The 16,552-nt window shown below is 70.4% G+C and carries 9 protein-coding genes; 4 read left to right on the top strand and 5 right to left on the bottom strand.

Annotated features, from left to right (window positions below; all coding sequences use genetic code 11):
• Nucleotides 1-67: 67 nt before the first annotated feature.
• Nucleotides 68-3,460 (top strand): bifunctional glycosyltransferase/CDP-glycerol:glycerophosphate glycerophosphotransferase, encoded by a 3,393-nt coding sequence (locus tag AC07FA_RS00125; RefSeq protein WP_479072408.1) that lies wholly within the window; start codon nt 68-70, stop codon nt 3,458-3,460.
• Nucleotides 3,461-3,476: 16 nt separating this feature from the next.
• On the opposite strand, the gene AC07FA_RS00120 is transcribed toward AC07FA_RS00125, so the two are convergent.
• Nucleotides 3,477-4,085 carry a TetR/AcrR family transcriptional regulator gene (locus AC07FA_RS00120; RefSeq protein ID WP_479072407.1) on the bottom strand — a complete coding sequence of 203 codons (609 nt, stop codon included), beginning with the start codon at nt 4,083-4,085 and terminating at the stop codon, nt 3,477-3,479.
• Nucleotides 4,086-4,212: 127 nt separating this feature from the next.
• On the opposite strand from AC07FA_RS00120, the gene AC07FA_RS00115 reads away from it, so the two are divergent.
• Both AC07FA_RS00115 and AC07FA_RS00110 read left to right on the top strand, forming a co-directional pair.
• Nucleotides 4,213-5,154: an ABC transporter permease gene (locus AC07FA_RS00115; protein ID WP_479072406.1), complete on the top strand. Its 942-nt coding sequence runs from the start codon at nt 4,213-4,215 to the stop codon at nt 5,152-5,154.
• On the top strand, nt 5,147-5,935 hold the full coding sequence (locus tag AC07FA_RS00110) for an ABC transporter ATP-binding protein (RefSeq protein ID WP_479072405.1): 789 nt from the start codon (nt 5,147-5,149) through the stop codon (nt 5,933-5,935). Before AC07FA_RS00115 ends, AC07FA_RS00110 begins: the two co-directional genes overlap by 8 nt.
• Before the next feature lie 190 nt (nt 5,936-6,125).
• On the opposite strand, the gene AC07FA_RS00105 is transcribed toward AC07FA_RS00110, so the two are convergent.
• The 3 genes from AC07FA_RS00105 to AC07FA_RS00095 all read right to left on the bottom strand — a co-directional run bounded on the left by AC07FA_RS00105 (nt 6,126) and on the right by AC07FA_RS00095 (nt 12,712).
• On the bottom strand, nt 6,126-11,147 hold the full coding sequence (locus tag AC07FA_RS00105) for an NAD-glutamate dehydrogenase (protein WP_479072404.1): 5,022 nt from the start codon (nt 11,145-11,147) through the stop codon (nt 6,126-6,128).
• Between the two features lie 357 nt (nt 11,148-11,504).
• On the bottom strand, nt 11,505-12,176 hold the full coding sequence (locus tag AC07FA_RS00100; RefSeq protein ID WP_479072403.1) for an HAD family hydrolase: 672 nt from the start codon (nt 12,174-12,176) through the stop codon (nt 11,505-11,507).
• 29 nt (nt 12,177-12,205) lie between these two features.
• Complete coding sequence (locus tag AC07FA_RS00095; protein ID WP_479072402.1) at nt 12,206-12,712, bottom strand: DUF6912 family protein; 507 nt, start codon at nt 12,710-12,712, stop codon at nt 12,206-12,208.
• Between the two features lie 276 nt (nt 12,713-12,988).
• Here AC07FA_RS00095 and AC07FA_RS00090 point away from each other — a divergent pair, with 276 nt between their 5' ends.
• Entirely contained in the window at nt 12,989-13,435 is a 447-nt protein-coding gene (locus AC07FA_RS00090) for an Rv3235 family protein (protein ID WP_479072401.1), read from the top strand.
• A gap of 212 nt (nt 13,436-13,647) precedes the next feature.
• Here the strand turns inward: AC07FA_RS00090 and secA are convergent, their stop codons facing one another.
• Nucleotides 13,648-16,482, bottom strand: a complete 2,835-nt coding sequence (gene secA / locus AC07FA_RS00085) for a preprotein translocase subunit SecA (RefSeq protein WP_479072400.1) — start codon at nt 16,480-16,482, stop codon at nt 13,648-13,650.
• Between the last annotated feature and the right edge of the window lie 70 nt (nt 16,483-16,552).

Genomic DNA, 16,552 nt, shown 5'->3' with positions numbered 1-16,552 from the left:
GCCCTTTCCTTCACCCGTTCGGGTCAGTGCCGGTGACTCGGGGCGCCCGCCCCGGTTGAGCATGACCATGAAGCCTCTCCTCAGCGTCGTCGTCCCCGTCCACAACGTCGAGGAATGGCTCCTGGAGTGCCTGCGGTCCCTGGCCGGGCAGTCCCTCGAAGCGATCGAGGTGGTGCTCGTCGACGACGGCTCCACGGACGGCAGCCGTCGGATCGCGGAGGAGTTCGCCGCGCGGGACAGCCGTTTCCGGTGCGTCCACCAGCCCAACGCGGGGCTGAGCGCGGCCCGTAACACGGGGGTGCGCCACACCACTCCCGGCGTCCCCTACCTGGCGTTCGCCGACAGCGACGACGTGGTCGTCCATGACGCGTACGAACGGATGCTGGCGTCCCTGGAGTCCACGGGCTCCGACCTGGTGACCGGCAACGTCTGGCGGCTGACCGAGCGGGGCAGGCAGCAGGCGTGGCAGTACCGCTGGCTGACGGCGACCCGCTCCCGTACCCACATCACCCGCGACGCCCGCCTCCTCGCGGACCGGGTCGCCTGGAACAAGGTGTTCCGCCGCTCCTTCTGGGACCGCCACGCCTTCGCGTTCCCGGAGGGGAAGCTCTACGAGGACACCCCGGTGATGATCCCGGCGCACTGCCTCGCAGGCTCGGTGGATGTGCTGCACGAGCACGTCTACCACTGGCGGGTGCGGGAGGGCTCGATCACCCGGCGGCGTACGGACGTGACGGGCGTACGGGACAGGATCGCCGCGTGTGAGCAGGTCAGCGCGTTCCTGGCCGGCCGGGACGCGGCGCAGCGGCGGCGCTACGACGTGTCGTGCCTGCGCGACGACTTCCTGTACTTCCTGGAGGGGATGACGCTCGGGAGTGCCGCCTACCGCACCGCGTTCATGGCCGACGCGGGCGCCTTCCTGGACCGGGCGGGGAGCGCGGCCCTCGACGGACTGCCGGTGGAGCTGCGCGTCAAGTGGCGGCTGGTGCGTGAGCGCAGGGTCGACGATCTGCTGGCCGTCCTCGCCTTCGAACGGACCAACGGGGCGGGCACGTTCGCAGTCGAGGGCCTGCCCGGCCGGCGCCGGGCCGCCCACCCCGGTGTCTCCCACGGCGACTCCCGCCTCGGACGGTCCGATCTCCCCGCGGTGGCACGGCTGCTGAGTGGCTCGTGGGGCGCGGACGGGCGACTACGGCTGCGCGGGTACGCGTACGTCCGCAACCTCCCGGCGGACACGGCCCGCCATGCGCTGAAGTGGGGCGTGCTGCGGTCGGTGGAGGGCAGGCGGATGCGGACGGTACCCGTGCGGACCGTCGCGGCTCCGGTCGCGACCGTGAACTCGGGTCAGGAACTGCACAGTTACGACCGCGCGGGCTTCGAGATGGTCGTCGATCCGCGCACACTGCGGCCCGGCAGCTGGTTGGTGGGCGTGGTGGTGTCCGGTCACGGCGTGGTGCGGCGCGCCGCCGTACGGGCCGTGGACGCCGCATCGGCCCAGCCGCTCGCCCACGACCTGGGCGGCGGCCGGCGGGCGGTGCTGGGATACCGGGACGGCCGGCTCGAACTGGCCGTGTCGCAGCTGCCCGCCCTCGCGCAGGCGCACGACGGCGGGACCGGGACCCTGGAGCTGACGGGCCAGTTGTACGGCGGAGCGCGGCCGGAAGCGCTGCTGCTCACCCTGGACGGCACCACGGAGGAACGGACCTGCCCGGTGGAGTGCGGGGACGCGGGGCGTTTCGCCGTACGCGTTCCCCTCGCGGAACTCGCCGCCGTCCCCCCGCCGCCGCACCGCGCTCCCCGCGAGGTCGAACCGGAGGGCGGGGCCCGGTGGCGGGCCCTGCTGCTGCTCGCCGACGGCACCAGGGCCCCGCTCGCCGCCGCGCCCGACCTGCCTCCGCCGGCCACCGCCGGCCCGGCGGGCGAGCTGGTGGTGGACGTGACCGGGCAGCCGGTCGTGGACGGGGCGCGGTGGACGGCCGACGGCGGACTGCTGGTCGAGGGAACGGGGGCGGGGGACGAGCTCATCCTGCGCCACGAGGCCCTGCGTGAGACGGCGACCGTCCCGGTGACACGGCAGGACGGCCGCTTCACCGCGTCCGTAACACCCGCGCTCGTCGCGGCCGCACTCCAGGAGGGCCGCTGGGACCTGCGCCTGGGCGGATTCCCCGTACGCACCACGGCGTCGTTGGCCGCCCGCCTTCCGCTCCACCGGCCGGGCGGCGAGGGCGAGCTGACCCTCGAACGGCGTCACGGCGACCGGCTGACCCTGCACGCGGGCCCGGCCCTGGCCGCCAACGAGCGGGGCGCGTACCGACAACGGCTGCTGCGCACCACGCACTACCCGGAGCGGCGCGCCCTGCCCCTGCGCGACGCCGTCCTCTACGCGGGCGGCGACTCCCCGCGCGCCGTCCACGCCGAACTGGTGCGGCGCGGCACCGACGTCGAGCACCTCTGGGTCACCTCCGGGCGGGCGGGAAGGGCGGCGCACGTCCCGGACACGGCGGTCCCGGTCGTCGAGTACAGCGCCTCCTGGTACGAGGCACTGGCGCGGGCCCGCCGCATCGTGACCGACGACCAGCTGCCCGGGTGGTTCGAGCGCCGCCCCGGCCAGACGGTCGTCCAGACCTGGCACGGCACCCCGCTCGGCCGTTTCGGCACGGACCTCGACGGCAGCCTCTACGCCGACCACCAGGCCCTCGCCTCCCTTCCGCACCGCGCGGCCCAGTGGTCGGTGCTCGTCTCCCCGAGCCGTTTCGCCACCCCGCATCTGCGCCGCGCGCTGGCGTACGGGGGTGAGGTGCTGGAAGCGGGCTCGCCCGCCGCCGACCTGCTGTTCGCGGCCGACCGGGAGAAGACGGCCGAGCGGGTCAGGCGCCGGACGGGCATCCCGGACGGCCACCGGGTGGTGCTGTACGCACCGACGTACCGCGACCACCTGGCCCACGACCCCACGGCTTCGTCCGGCCACCGGCCCGGCCCGTACCGCTGGGACCCGGCGCTCGACACGGCCGCCCTGGCGCGGTCGCTCGGCGCCGGCCACACGGTACTGGTGCGCAGGCATCCCCGGGTGACGGGCAGCGCGCAGGCCGGTCCCGGCGTGCTCGACGTGTCCGGGCACCCGGACACCGCCGAGCTGCTCCTGATCGCGGACGTGCTGGTCACGGACTACGCGGGCCTGGTGTTCGACTACGCGCACACCGGCCGCCCGATGCTCTTCCACAGCTACGACCTGGAGCACTACCGGGACACCGTGCGCGGCTTCTGCCTGGACTTCGAGACCCGGGCGCCGGGGCCGCTGCTCGTCACCACGGACGAGGTGGCCCAGGCGCTGCGCACCACGGGCGTGCTGGCGGCGCGGCACGCGGACGCGTACGAGAGCTTCCGCAGGGACTACTGCGACCTGGACGACGGGGGTGCGGCGGGCCGGGTCGCGGACCGGCTGCTGGCGGACGGGGCGTGAAGCCTCCGCAGGCGGCTCAGCTCCGCCGCAGCGCCGCGACGGCCGACGCCGCGAGATCGTCCAGGTAGCCCTTGGGCAGGTCCCCGCGGACGACGGCCAGGCGCCAGTACAGCGGGCCGACGATCAGGTCCAGGGCCCGGTCGGGATCGCTGCCCTCGGGCAGTTCGCCCCGGGCCACGGCCTCGCGCACGACGACGGCGGCCACGCCCTGCTGCTGGTCGAGCAGGGCGGCCTTGATCGCGTCGGAGATCTCCGGGTTGCGTGCCGCCTCGACGAGCAGGTCGGGGATGACCTGCGAGGCGACCGGGTGGCGCAGGGCGTACGAGGCCAGTTCGAGTACGGCGCGGACGTCCCCATACAGCGAACCGGTGGCCGGTGCGGGCATGCCCTGGGAGGCGACGGCCGAGACCAGGTCGAGGACGAGCGAGAGCTTGGACTTCCAGCGGCGGTAGACCGCCGTCTTGCCGACGCCCGCGCGCCGCGCGATGCCCTCGATCGACATCCGGGCGAATCCCACCGAGGCCAGTTCCTCGAAGACCGCGGCACGGATCGCATCGGTCACGTCCTCGCGCAGCACGGCTGCGCCCGCCGGGGTGCGGCGTCGGGTTCCTGGGTCGGTGGCCATGGGCGGAATGATAGTCCGTAACGACGAAACGGTTGCGTTGCGTCGTGGAAGCGTCCTACTCTCAGCGTTGCGACGATACGGTTCCGTCCCGTCGCCAGCCCGTCACAGCCCCTCATCGAAAGCGATCGTGGTGAGCCAGACAGCAGCGCCTCCGGCGCCCGTGGAATCAGCCGCCCCCGCTCCCGTCCCGGTCCACGCACCGGGCGAGCTGGCCGCACTCGCCGCCCGGCACGGGCTGACCGTCAGCGGGGCCCGGCCCTCGCTCACGTCGTACATCGGGCAGCTGTGGGGGCGCAGGCACTTCATCACGGCGTTCGCCGGCGCCAAGCTCAGCGCCCAGTACAGCCAGGCGAAGCTCGGCCAGATCTGGCAGATCATGACGCCGCTGCTGAACGCGACGGTCTACTACTTCATCTTCGGTGTCCTGATGAACACCAAAAACGGGGTCGCCGACTTCGTCCCGTTCCTGGTCACCGGCGTCTTCATCTGGACCTTCACCAGCAGCACGATCACCGCGGGCACCCGGGCGATCAGCGGCAACACCGGGCTCGTACGGGCCCTGCACTTCCCCCGGGCCTCGCTGCCGATCGCGCTCGCCCTGCAACAGCTCCAGCAGCTCCTGTACTCGCTGGTGGTCCTGCTGCTCATCCTGCTCGCGTTCGGCCAGTTCCCCCAGCCGTCCTGGCTGCTGGCGATCCCCGCCCTGGCGCTCCAGGCCCTGTTCAACACGGGCGTCTCGATGGTCGTGGCCCGGCTCGCCGCCCAGACCCCGGACATCGCCCAGCTGATGCCGTTCATCCTGCGCACGTGGATGTACGCGTCGGGCGTGATGTGGAGCCTGGACACGCACCTGTCGAGCGACCGGGTGCCGCACGCGGTGGTGGTGGCCCTGGACTGCAACCCCGCCGCCGTCTACATCGACCTGATGCGGTTCGCCCTCATCGACAGCTTCACCGGCGAGCAGCTGCCCGACCATGTGTGGGCCATCGCGACGGGCTGGGCGCTCGTCTGCGCGATCGGCGGTTTCGTGTACTTCTGGAAGGCCGAGGAGCGGTACGGACGTGGCTGAGACTCCTGATACGCGTGTTCCCACCGTCGTCGTGGACGACGTCCACATCACGTACACCGTGCACGGTGCCCGTACCGGCAGGGGCAGCGCCACCTCGGCCCTGAGCCGGCTCGTGTCCCGCGGAAAGAGCCCGGGAGCGCGGGAGGTGCACGCCGTGAAGGGCGTCAGCTTCGCCGCGTACAGGGGCGAGGCCATCGGCCTGATCGGCTCCAACGGCTCGGGGAAGTCGACCCTCCTCAAGGCCGTCGCGGGCCTGCTGCCACCGACGCGGGGCCGGGTCCACACCCAGGGACAGCCCTCGCTGCTCGGGGTGAACGCCGCGCTGATGAGCGATCTGACCGGCGAGCGCAATGTCGTCCTGGGCGGACTGGCGATGGGCATGACGCGGCGGCAGATCCGCGAGCGCTACCAGGACATCGTCGACTTCTCCGGCATCAACGAGAAGGGCGACTTCATCACCCTGCCGATGCGGACGTACTCCTCCGGTATGGGGGCCCGGCTGCGGTTCTCCATCGCCGCCGCGAAGAGCCACGACGTTCTGCTGATCGACGAGGCGCTGTCCACGGGGGACGCCAGATTCCAGCGGCGCAGCAAGGACCGGATCAAGGAACTCCGCCAGGAGGCGGGCACGGTCTTCCTGGTCAGCCACAGCAACAAGTCGATCATCGAGACCTGCGACCGCGCACTCTGGCTGGAATCAGGCACACTCCGCATGGACGGCCCGGCGAAGGACGTGGTAGCCGCCTACGAGAAATTCACGAAACCACGCCCAAAACGCTGACCGCGCCCCCAAGCGCCGGACAAGCGGTAGCCCGCACCCTCAAGCGCCGGACGGCACGAACCAGCCCGTCCGGCCACCTCAAGCCCGTCCGGCGCTTGAGGACAAGCAGTAGCCCGCACCCTCAAGCGCCGGACGGCACAACCAGCCCGTCCGGCGCTTGAGGACATGGGCGCCCACCGGCGCCCCGGTACTACGCGTGCGTCCGCAACAACGTCCGCATCGTCCGCATGGCCACCGACAGATTCGCCAGATCAAACGCGTCCGAGCTCTGGATCTCCTCCAGCGTGGACCGCGACCGGGTCAGAATCGCCGCGTTCTTCTCCTCCCACGCCTTGAACCGCTCCTCCGGCGTCGAGGACCCGTTGCCCACGGCCAGCACATCCGCGGTGAGCGCCGCGTGCGCCGCGTACAGGTCCTCGCGGATGGACGCGCGAGCCATGGACTGCCAGCGGTCGGCCCGCGGCAGCTCGATGATCCGGTCCATCAGCTGCGTGATCCGCAGCCGGTCCGCGAGGTCGTAGTAGACCTCGGCGACGGACAGCGGGTCCTGGCCGGTGCGCTCCGCGATCGCCACGATGTCCAGCGCCGGGAAGGCGGAGGAGAATCCGGCGACCCGCGTCGCCAGCTCGTCCGGGACCCCCACCGAGGTGAGCTCGTCCCGGATCGACTGGTACCACTCCTGGTCCGCGCCCATGAGCATCTTGGGCAGCTGAGCCCAGACCTGCTCGACCCCGTCCCGGAAGAACTCGATCGTCTCGGCGATCTGGACCGGCTGCGGCCGGTTGCCCAGCAGCCAGCGCGAACCACGCTCGACGAGCCGGCGCGAGTGCAGCCGGATGCGGGTGAGGACATCCGCGTCCACCTGGTTGTCGAGCGCCTCGACGGCGTCCCACACCTGGGCCAGACCGAAGATCTCGCGGGCCGCTGCCTGCGCCCGCACGATCTCCTCGATCGAGGCCCCGGTCTCTTCCCGCAGCCGGTGCAGGAAGGTCGAACCACCGGTGTTCACCGTGTCGTTGACCAGCACGGTCGTGATGATCTCGCGACGCAGCGCGTGACCGTCGACGGCCTCCGGGAAACGCTCCCGCAACTGCTGCGGGAAGTAGGCGTGCACCAGCTTCTGCAGATGCGGGTCGTCCGGCAGGCTGGTGGAGATCAGCTCGTCGGCAGCCGTGATCTTGGTGTACGCGAGCAGCACGGCCAGCTCGGGCTGGCTGAGCCCCTTGCCGGTGTTCAGCAGTTCGCGGATCTGCCGGTCGTTGGGCAGGAACTCCAGCGCCCGGTCCAGGTGCCCGTCGCGGCCCAGCCGGCGCATGAAGCGCTGGTGGGCGTGGAGCAGGGACGGCGCCTGGGCGCAGGCGTTGGCGAGCGCGGTGTTCTGCGCGTAGTTGTTGCGCAGCACCAGCCGGCCGACCTCGTCGGTCATCTCGGCGAGCAGCTTGTTGCGCTGCTTGACGGTCATGTCGCCGTCACGGACGAGCCCGTTGAGCAGGATCTTGATGTTCACCTCGTGGTCGGAGGTGTCCACACCGGCGCTGTTGTCGATCGCGTCGGTGTTGATCCGGCCGCCGTTACGGGCGAACTCGATGCGGCCGAGCTGGGTCGCGCCGAGGTTGCCGCCCTCCCCCACGACCTTGGCCCGCAGCTCCTCGCCGTCGACCCGGATCGCGTCGTTGGCCTTGTCGCCGACGTCCGCGTTCGACTCGTGGGACGACTTGACGTACGTACCGATGCCGCCGTTCCACAGGAGGTCGACATCGGCCTTGAGGATGTTCTGCATCAGCTCGGCGGGCGTCATCTTGGTGACCCCCGACTCGATGCCGAGCGCCTCACGGACGTGCGCGTTGATCGGGATCGACTTGGCGCTGCGGGGGTGGATGCCACCACCCGTGGAGAGCAGTTCCTTGTTGTAGTCGGCCCAGGAGCTGCGCGGCAGGTCGAAGAGCCGGCGCCGCTCGGCGTACGAGGTGGCGGCGTCCGGCTTCGGGTCGATGAAGATGTGCCGGTGGTCGAAGGCCGCGACCAGCCGGATGTGCTCGGAGAGCAGCATGCCGTTGCCGAAGACGTCACCCGACATGTCGCCGACGCCGACGACGGTGAAGTCCTCGGTCTGGGTGTCGTGGCCGAGCTCGCGGAAGTGCCGCTTGACGGACTCCCAGGCGCCGCGGGCGGTGATGCCCATGCCCTTGTGGTCGTAACCGGCGGAGCCGCCGGAGGCGAAGGCGTCACCGAGCCAGAAGCCGTACGCGACGGCGACCTCGTTGGCGATGTCGGAGAAGCTCGCCGTGCCCTTGTCCGCGGCGACGACGAGGTAGGTGTCGTCCTCGTCGTGGCGCACGACGTCGGCGGGCGGCACGACTTCGCCGGCCACCATGTTGTCGGTGATGTCGAGCAGGGCCGAGATGAACATCCGGTACGAGGCGATGCCCTCGGCCAGCCAGGCGTCACGGTCGACGGCCGGGTCCGGGAGCTGCTTGGCGACGAAGCCGCCCTTGGCGCCGACCGGCACGATGACGGTGTTCTTCACCATCTGCGCCTTGACCAGGCCGAGGATCTCCGTACGGAAGTCCTCCCGCCGGTCCGACCAGCGCAGACCACCGCGGGCGACCTTGCCGAAGCGCAGGTGGACGCCCTCGACGCGCGGCGAGTACACCCAGATCTCGAACGCCGGGCGCGGCGCCGGGAGGTCCGGGATGGCCTGCGGGTCGAACTTCATCGACACGTAGCCGTGCGGCTGGCCGTTCTCCGCCTTCTGGAAGAAGTTGGTGCGCAGCGTGGCCTTGATGACCGTGAGGAAGGACCGCAGGATGCGGTCCTCGTCGAGCGAGGCGACCTGGTCGAGCGCACCGTCGAGCTCCTCCAGGAGCCCGTCGGTCAGCTCCGTGCCGGCCCGCTGCCGCTCCGGCGACATCCGCGCCTCGAAGAGGGAGACCAGCAGCCGGGTGGTGTGGACGTTGTTACGGAGGGTGTCCTCCATGTAGTCCTGGCTGAAGGTCGAGCCCGCCTGGCGCAGGTACTTCGCGTAGGCGCGCAGCACCATGGCCTGACGCCAGTTGAGACCGGCGCGCAGCACGAGGGAGTTGAAGTTGTCGTTCTCCGCCTCGCCCGTCCAGGTGGCCGCGAAGGCTTCCTGGAAACGGTCGCGGGCGTCGTCGGCGAGGTAGTCGCCACTGCCGTCGGTCTGCGGCATGCGCAGACCGAAGTCGTAGATCCAGGCGCTCGTACGGTCCACGCAGCGCAGCTCGTACGGACGCTCGTCGACGACCTCGACGCCGAGCCGCTGGAGCACCGGGAGGACGGCCGAGAGGGAGACCTGCTCGCCGGTCCGGTAGATCTTGAAGCGGCGCTCGCGGGCGACGGCGCCGACGGGCTCGTACAGGCTGAGCGCGAAGTCCTTCTCGCCCCGCTGGAGCGCTTCGAGGTGGACGAGGTCGGCCACGGCCGCGCGCGGCGAGTGGTCGGCCTTGTAGCCCTCGGGGAAGGAGTGCCCGTAGCGGCGCAGCAGTTCGGCGGCGCGCTCCTCACCGCACTCGGCGTTCAGCGCCTCCTGGAAGCCGTCGGCCCAGGAGCGGGCGGCCTCGACGAGCCGGGCCTCGATGCGGTCGGTGTCGGCGTCGGTGAGGTGCGGCAGCTCCGTGCCCGGGGGGACCCGGATGACGAAGTGCAGCCGGGAGAGGATCGACTCGGTGTTCCAGGCCGTGAAGTCGACGCTGGTACCGCCCAGTTCCTCCTTGAGGATGTCGATGAGCCGCAGGCGCACACCGGTGGTGTAGCGGTCGCGCGGCAGGTAGACGATCGCGGAGTAGTAACGCCCGTACTCGTCCTGGCGCAGGTACAGCCGCAGCCGGCGGCGCTCCTGGAGGTAGAGCACGGAGGTGACGATGGAGCGCAGCTGGTCGGGCGGCGTCTGGAACAGCTCGTCGCGCGGGTACGTCTCCAGGATCTGGAGCAGGTCGCGGCCGTCGTGGCTGTTGTACGAGAAGCCCGCGCCTTCGAGCACCTCGGCGACCTTGCGGCGGACGACGGGCACCCGGCGCACGGACTCGGTGTAGGCGGCGGAGGAGAACAGTCCGAGGAAGCGGCGCTCGCCCGTGACGTTGCCGTCGGCGTCGAACTTCTTCACGCCGACGTAGTCGAGGTAGCTGGGGCGGTGCACGGTCGCCCGGCTGTTGGCCTTCGTCAGGATGAGCAGCTTGTGCTCGCGGGCCTTCGCTCGGGCGTCGGCGGGCAGCCGGTCGAAGGACGGGGAGACGGGGTGCGCCTCCTCGCCGGTGTGCTGCGGGTCGGAGCGCAGAATGCCGAGGCCGGTGCCGGGGACGGCGGTGAGCGCGTCGCTGTCCTTCAGCTCGTACTCGCGGTAGCCGAGGAAGGTGAAGTGATCGGCGGCGAGCCAGCGCAGCAGCTCGCGGGCCTCGTCGACCTCATCGTCGGCGAGGTCGTCCAGCGGCTCACTGGGAAGGTCGTCGGCGATGCGCAGAGCGGCGTCGCGCATCTTCTCCCAGTCCTCGACGGTCTCCCGTACGTCGGACAGGACACGCAGCAGATCGGCGGTGATCTGCTTCAGGTCGGCGCGGTCGGTCTCGCGGTCGATCTCGACGTGGATCCAGGACTCGACGAGCGCGTCGTGCGGCAGCTCGGCCTTGTCCTCCTTGGCGCCCTTGGCGTTCTTACGGCCCTTCGGGGCCGGGCCGGTGCCGTTGACGTCGGTGAGGACCTCGATGAGCTTTCCGGTGACATCGCGGCGCACGAGGATCTGCGGGTGGATCACGACATGGATGCCGCGCCCCTGCCGGGACAGCTCGTTGGTGACGGAGTCGACCAGGAACGGCATGTCGTCCGTGACGACCTCGACCACGGAGTGGCTGGACGTCCAGCCGTTCTCCTCGACGGTCGGGGTGTGCACCCGGACGTTCGCCGTGCCCTGGGGCCGGTTCTCGGCGAGCCGGTAGTGCGAAGAAGCCGCGCCGTAGACGTCGACCGGGTCCCGGCCGCTGATGTCCTCCGGGGCGGTGTGCAGGTAGTAGCGCTGGAGATAGGCGAGCAGGGTGCCCTCGCCCGGACGGGCCCCCTGTCCGGTCCCGGCACCCGTCCCGGCGACGTGTACCCGAGGGGTCTGCCCCGGGCCACCGACACCACCGCCCGGGCTGTTGTCAGCTACCTCGGCGGCCCGTGCGAGCAGCTCGGCCTTGGCTTCGTCCAGCTTGGTCTGCATGTCCTCTGGCTCCTGTCGCGCGCCGTTGCGTGACGTAGGTGAAAAAGGCGACGTACCGCCACGACACGGGGTATCCGGTCTGGGTCGACGCTATGCCGCTATGAGAGATACCCGGGACCATATTGGCCATTTCTGGCAGGCGGTCCGGGATACGGAGAGCGCGGATCGCCCGGGCACTGTGGCACTCCGGGCGCAGGCCGGGGGCTTCGCTGCCCCCGAGGCGTATCGCGCTGATCACGGCACCAGGCTATCTCTCTTGACCCCGTCACCGTCATGAGCTGTATGTGTACAAAAGATGGGTCCCAACTTTGACACTTTGGACAGTGCGCGGACAGGAGCTCCCGAGCGGCCCGCCGCTCAGCCCGCCATGAGCCTGGCCAGGGAGACCGCCTCGGCCAGGGTGTCCACCACGGGCACCCCGGCGCCCTCCAGGCTGGCCCTGCTGTGCGACCCGCCGGTGTAGAGCACCGCTCGCGCCCCGACGTGCGCGGCGGCCACCGCGTCGTCCACCGCGTCACCGATGACCACCGACCGCTGCGGGGATATCCCGTCCAGCGCCGCGAAGTGCCGTTCCATGTGCAGCGCCTTGCTGCCCCCGGAAGGGCCGGTACGGCCGTCGACCCGCACGAAGTGCCGCTCGATGCCGTACCCCCGGACCACGGGCACCAGCTCCTCGTGTCCGTACATGCTCAGCAGGGACTGGCTGTGTCCTGCCAGCTGCCACTGCGAGAGCAGCTCCACGACCCCCTCGGTGAGCCCGCAGGCGGCCCGCCGCTCGGTGTAGTGGCGATGGAAGATGCCGTCCATCCGCTCCCACTCCGCTTCGGTGGGCAGCCGGCCGAGCAGCCGCTCGTAGAAGCGGGGGATCGGGACGCAGTACATCTCGCGGTACTGCTCCAGCGTGATCGGCGCGAGGTCGATCTCGGCGAACGCGGCGTTCGTCGCGCCGATGACGGCCTCGATGTCGTCGAGCAGTGTGCCGTTCCAGTCCCAGACCAGATGCGCTCGGTGATTCCCTGACGTCCCCATGCGAAGAACGTACCCGCCGGGTCCGACAGTCAGCCGATCAGGTTCGGGATCTCCTGGATGCCGAACCAGAGCAGTTCGTGGTCCTCGGCGCCGTCCACCGTGAACTGCGCGTCGTCGTCACCGAGGTCCGCGGCCCCCAGGACCGCCGCGGCGGCCGCCACGTCCTTCTCCGCGTCATCGGCGTCCACGTGGACGGCGGCGGCCTTCGCCAGCGCCACGGCGGCTTCGATCCGCACCTCGCCGAGCGACGACCCCTCCAGGCTGTGATCGGGGTCGGCGACCGCCGCCCCGTCCGGTACGTCGACGGCGACGACGACCCTGCGCCGGGGTTCGTCCGGGTTCCCGGCGATCATCCGCAGCGAGGCGGAGGCGGCCCGGTTGAGCGCCGCGTACTCCAGCTCCTCGATGTCGTCGGAGACGTACCACTCACGCAGCGCGGGCGTCACGGCATAGGCGGTCAGCGGCCCGGGTCCGACTTCGCCCGCCCTGTGCGCCGCTGCGAGACCGGAGAGGGTCAGGGGGACGTACACGCGCATGGCTGGCCGCTTTCGTAGTCGGAAACGTCCTCAGGATACGTGGGAGGTCCCTCGTTGGGGTCCTTGAGCGGTCCCCGTTCGTCCACCCCGCGGCGCCCCCTCACCCTCGCCGCGCCCTTGCGGCACAGGCGCCGCCACCCGGATAGGTGATCTCCGTGCGTCCCCACCGGGCCTTTTCCCGGCTTGCGGCGCCGCCCGCCTCCCCCGTAGAAGATCCGCAGCAGAAGTTACCGCCCGGTATTCCGCCGGGCTCGGAGCAGCACGGGGGCGATGAGCATGAGCATGGACAAGACCAGGCCCGCCGCACGACGCGACCAGCAAAGGCCCCGCACCGTACCCCCGCAACAGGTCCGGCAACGGACCGCGCGGCAACCCCGCCCGCACCAGTGGTTCGCGGAACGCCTGCTCGCCGTGCTCAGCGGCCGGCGCCCGGTCCACTGGATGCTCGGGCACACCATCGGCGAGGCGTACGACCAGCTCGCCGAACTCGCGCCCAGCAGCCCGTTCGGCGCGGAGGGCGTGCAGCCGGTCCTCCGCCACTGCCACGGCGCCCAGCCGGCCACCGGGGTCGTCGAGGCGTTCGCGAGCATCGCGGCGGGCGACCGGGTCCGCGCGATGGCCTTCCGCCTGGAACGGGGCACCGACCTCCGCTGGCGCTGCGCCGCGGTGGAACTGGGCGGCGAACGCGTCCCGGACACCAGGCCCTCCCCCTACGGCGGCTGAGGCGTATCCGCAGCCTGCCAGGGGCGGCGGGGACCACGGGACGGCCAGAACCCCGCCAGCCCCGCCGCAACGGCGCCACAGCGCGTGGGCCGGGCCTCTGCCCCCAGGCCCACGCAAAAAGGCTGGGGCCGGGCACCCAGAAGGTGTCCGGCCCCAGCCGTCCCGCGGACGCAGGTGGTAGCTCAGTACCGCCCCGTCCTCAACGCCACGCGCTACTTCTTGCGACGGCGGCCGCCACCACCACCGGTGCTGCCGCCCTTCTGCGCCTTGCGGCGCTCCGCGCGCGTCATGCCGTCCGCCTCCGAGCGAGCACCGTCGCCGTTGGTGAAGTCGCCTTCGACGACGCCGCCCTCCCCGTCCACCGTGGGGGCGGAGAAGTGCAGCCGGTCGGGCCGCTGCGGCGCGTCCAGGCCCTTGGCCCGGATCTCCGGACGGGAGGCCGCCGCGACGGGCGCGTCGTCCTTGGAGAGCGAGGTGCGCTCGGCCGCGTCCTGCACCGGGACCTCCTCGACCTGCTGCTCGACCTGGACCTCCAGGTTGAACAGGTAGCCGACGGACTCCTCCTTGATGCCCTCCATCATGGCGTTGAACATGTCGAAGCCCTCGCGCTGGTACTCGACCAGCGGGTCCTTCTGCGCCATGGCCCGCAGGCCGATGCCCTCCTGGAGATAGTCCATCTCGTAGAGGTGCTCACGCCACTTGCGGTCCAGGACGGACAGCACCACGCGACGCTCCAGCTCACGCATGATGTCCGAGCCGAGCGTCTTCTCCCGCTCCTCGTACTGCTCGTGGATGTCGTCCTTGACCGACTCGGCGATGAACTCAGCGGTGACCCCGGCCAGATCCCCGGCGGCCTCCTCCAGCTCCGCGACGGTGACCTTCACCGGGTAGAGCTGCTTGAACGCGCCCCACAGCCGGTCCAGGTCCCACTCCTCGGCGAAGCCCTCGGCGGTCTCCTGCCGGATGTAGTCGTCGATCGTGTCGTCCATGAAGTGGCGGATCTGGTCCTGCAGATCCTCGCCCTCCAGAACGCGGCGGCGCTCGCCGTAGATGACCTCACGCTGACGGTTGAGCACCTCGTCGTACTTCAGGACGTTCTTACGCGTCTCGAAGTTCTGCTGCTCGACCTGCGACTGGGCCGACGCGATCGCCCGCGTCACCATCTTGTTCTCGATCGGCACGTCGTCCGGCACGTTGGCCATCGACATCACGCGCTCGACCATCTGGGCCTTGAACAGCCGCATCAGGTCATCGCCCAGCGACAGGTAGAAGCGGGACTCGCCCGGGTCGCCCTGACGGCCGGAACGACCGCGCAGCTGGTTGTCGATACGCCGCGACTCGTGCCGCTCCGTACCGAGCACGTACAGCCCACCGAGGTCCTTGACCTCTTCGAACTCGGCCTTCACCGCGAGCTCGGCCTTCTCCAGCGCGGCGGGCAGCGCCGCCGCCCACTCCTCGACGTGCTCGACCGGGTCGAGTCCGCGCTGGCGCAGCTCCGCCTCGGCGAGGTCGTCCGGGTTGCCGCCCAGCTTGATGTCCGTGCCTCGGCCGGCCATGTTCGTGGCGACCGTGACCGCGCCCTTGCGCCCGGCCTGGGCGACGATCGTCGCCTCCCGGTCGTGCTGCTTGGCGTTGAGCACCTCGTGCTGGACACCGCGCTTGGAGAGCTGCTGCGAGAGGTACTCAGACTTCTCGACCGAGGTGGTGCCGACCAGGATCGGCTGGCCCTTCTCGTGCTTCTCGGCGATGTCGTCGACGACCGCGGCGAACTTCGCGACCTCCGTGCGGTAGATCAGGTCCGACTGGTCCGCCCGGACCATCGGCCGGTTCGTCGGGATCGGCACGACGCCCAGCTTGTAGATCTGGTGGAACTCGGCGGCCTCGGTCATCGCCGTACCGGTCATGCCGGAGAGCTTGCCGTAGAGGCGGAAGAAGTTCTGGAGGGTGATCGTGGCGAGCGTCTGGTTCTCGTCCTTGATGTCCACCCCTTCCTTCGCCTCGATGGCCTGGTGCATGCCCTCGTTGTAACGGCGGCCGGCGAGCATACGGCCGGTGTGCTCGTCGACGATCATGACTTCGCCGTCGACGACGACGTAGTCCTTGTCCTTCTTGAAGAGTTCCTTGGCCTTGATCGCGTTGTTGAGGTACCCGACGAGCGGCGTGTTCACCGACTCGTAGAGGTTGTCGATCCCGAGCCAGTCCTCGACCTTCGCGACACCGGGCTCATGGATGGCCACGGTCCGCTTCTTCTCGTCGACCTCGTAGTCGCCGGTCTCCTCGATGCCCTTCAGCGGGTTTCCGGCCTCACCCCTGGTGAGCCGCGTCACCAGCTTGGCGAAGTCGCCGTACCACTTGGTGGCCTGGTCGGCCGGGCCGGAGATGATCAGCGGCGTACGGGCCTCGTCCACCAGGATCGAGTCGACCTCGTCGACGATGGCGAAGTTGTGGCCGCGCTGGACGAGCTCGTCCTTGGACCACGCCATGTTGTCGCGGAGGTAGTCGAAACCGAACTCGTTGTTGGTGCCGTACGTGATGTCGCACGCGTACTGCTCACGGCGCTGGGCCGGAGTCATGTTGGCGACGATGCAGCCGACGGACAGGCCCAGGAACTTGTGGACCCGGCCCATCATCTCGGAGTCACGCTCGGCCAGGTAGTCGTTCACCGTGATCAGGTGAACGCCCTTGCCGGACAGCGCGTTGAGGTACGCGGGCAGGGTACCGACGAGGGTCTTGCCCTCACCGGTCTTCATCTCGGCGACATAACCGAGGTGCAGCGCGGCGCCGCCCATCATCTGGACGTCGTAGTGGCGCTGTCCGAGGACGCGCTTGGCCGCCTCACGGACGGTCGCGAACGCTTCGGGAAGCAGGTCGTCCAGGCTCTCGCCGTCCGCGTACCGTTCCTTGTACTCGTCGGTGAGCGCCCGCAGCTCGGCGTCGGAGAGGTTGACGAAGTCCTCTTCGATGGAGCTGACCTGGTCCGCGATGCGGTGCAGTTTGCGCAGGATCTTGCCTTCGCCTGCACGCATGAGCTTGTTGAAGACGGACACTGAGGCTGGTCTCCTTGCCGGTCGGGCCTGGCACTGGGTCGTGTAATGGACTCTGGCGCGGGCACGGCAG

Source organism: Streptomyces sp. NPDC045968, from assembly GCF_056430475.1.
Note: the sequence above shows the minus strand (reverse complement) of the source record. Positions and strands in the feature narration are given on the sequence as shown.

Coding starts and splice junctions, on each gene's coding strand:
- AC07FA_RS00125 (WP_479072408.1), top strand. CDS start 68: ATGAAGCCTCTCCTCAGCGTCGTCGTCCCCGTCCACAACGTCGAGGAA.
- AC07FA_RS00120 (WP_479072407.1), bottom strand. CDS start 4,085: ATGGCCACCGACCCAGGAACCCGACGCCGCACCCCGGCGGGCGCAGCC.
- AC07FA_RS00105 (WP_479072404.1), bottom strand. CDS start 11,147: ATGCAGACCAAGCTGGACGAAGCCAAGGCCGAGCTGCTCGCACGGGCC.
- AC07FA_RS00100 (WP_479072403.1), bottom strand. CDS start 12,176: ATGGGGACGTCAGGGAATCACCGAGCGCATCTGGTCTGGGACTGGAAC.
- AC07FA_RS00095 (WP_479072402.1), bottom strand. CDS start 12,712: ATGCGCGTGTACGTCCCCCTGACCCTCTCCGGTCTCGCAGCGGCGCAC.
- AC07FA_RS00090 (WP_479072401.1), top strand. CDS start 12,989: ATGAGCATGGACAAGACCAGGCCCGCCGCACGACGCGACCAGCAAAGG.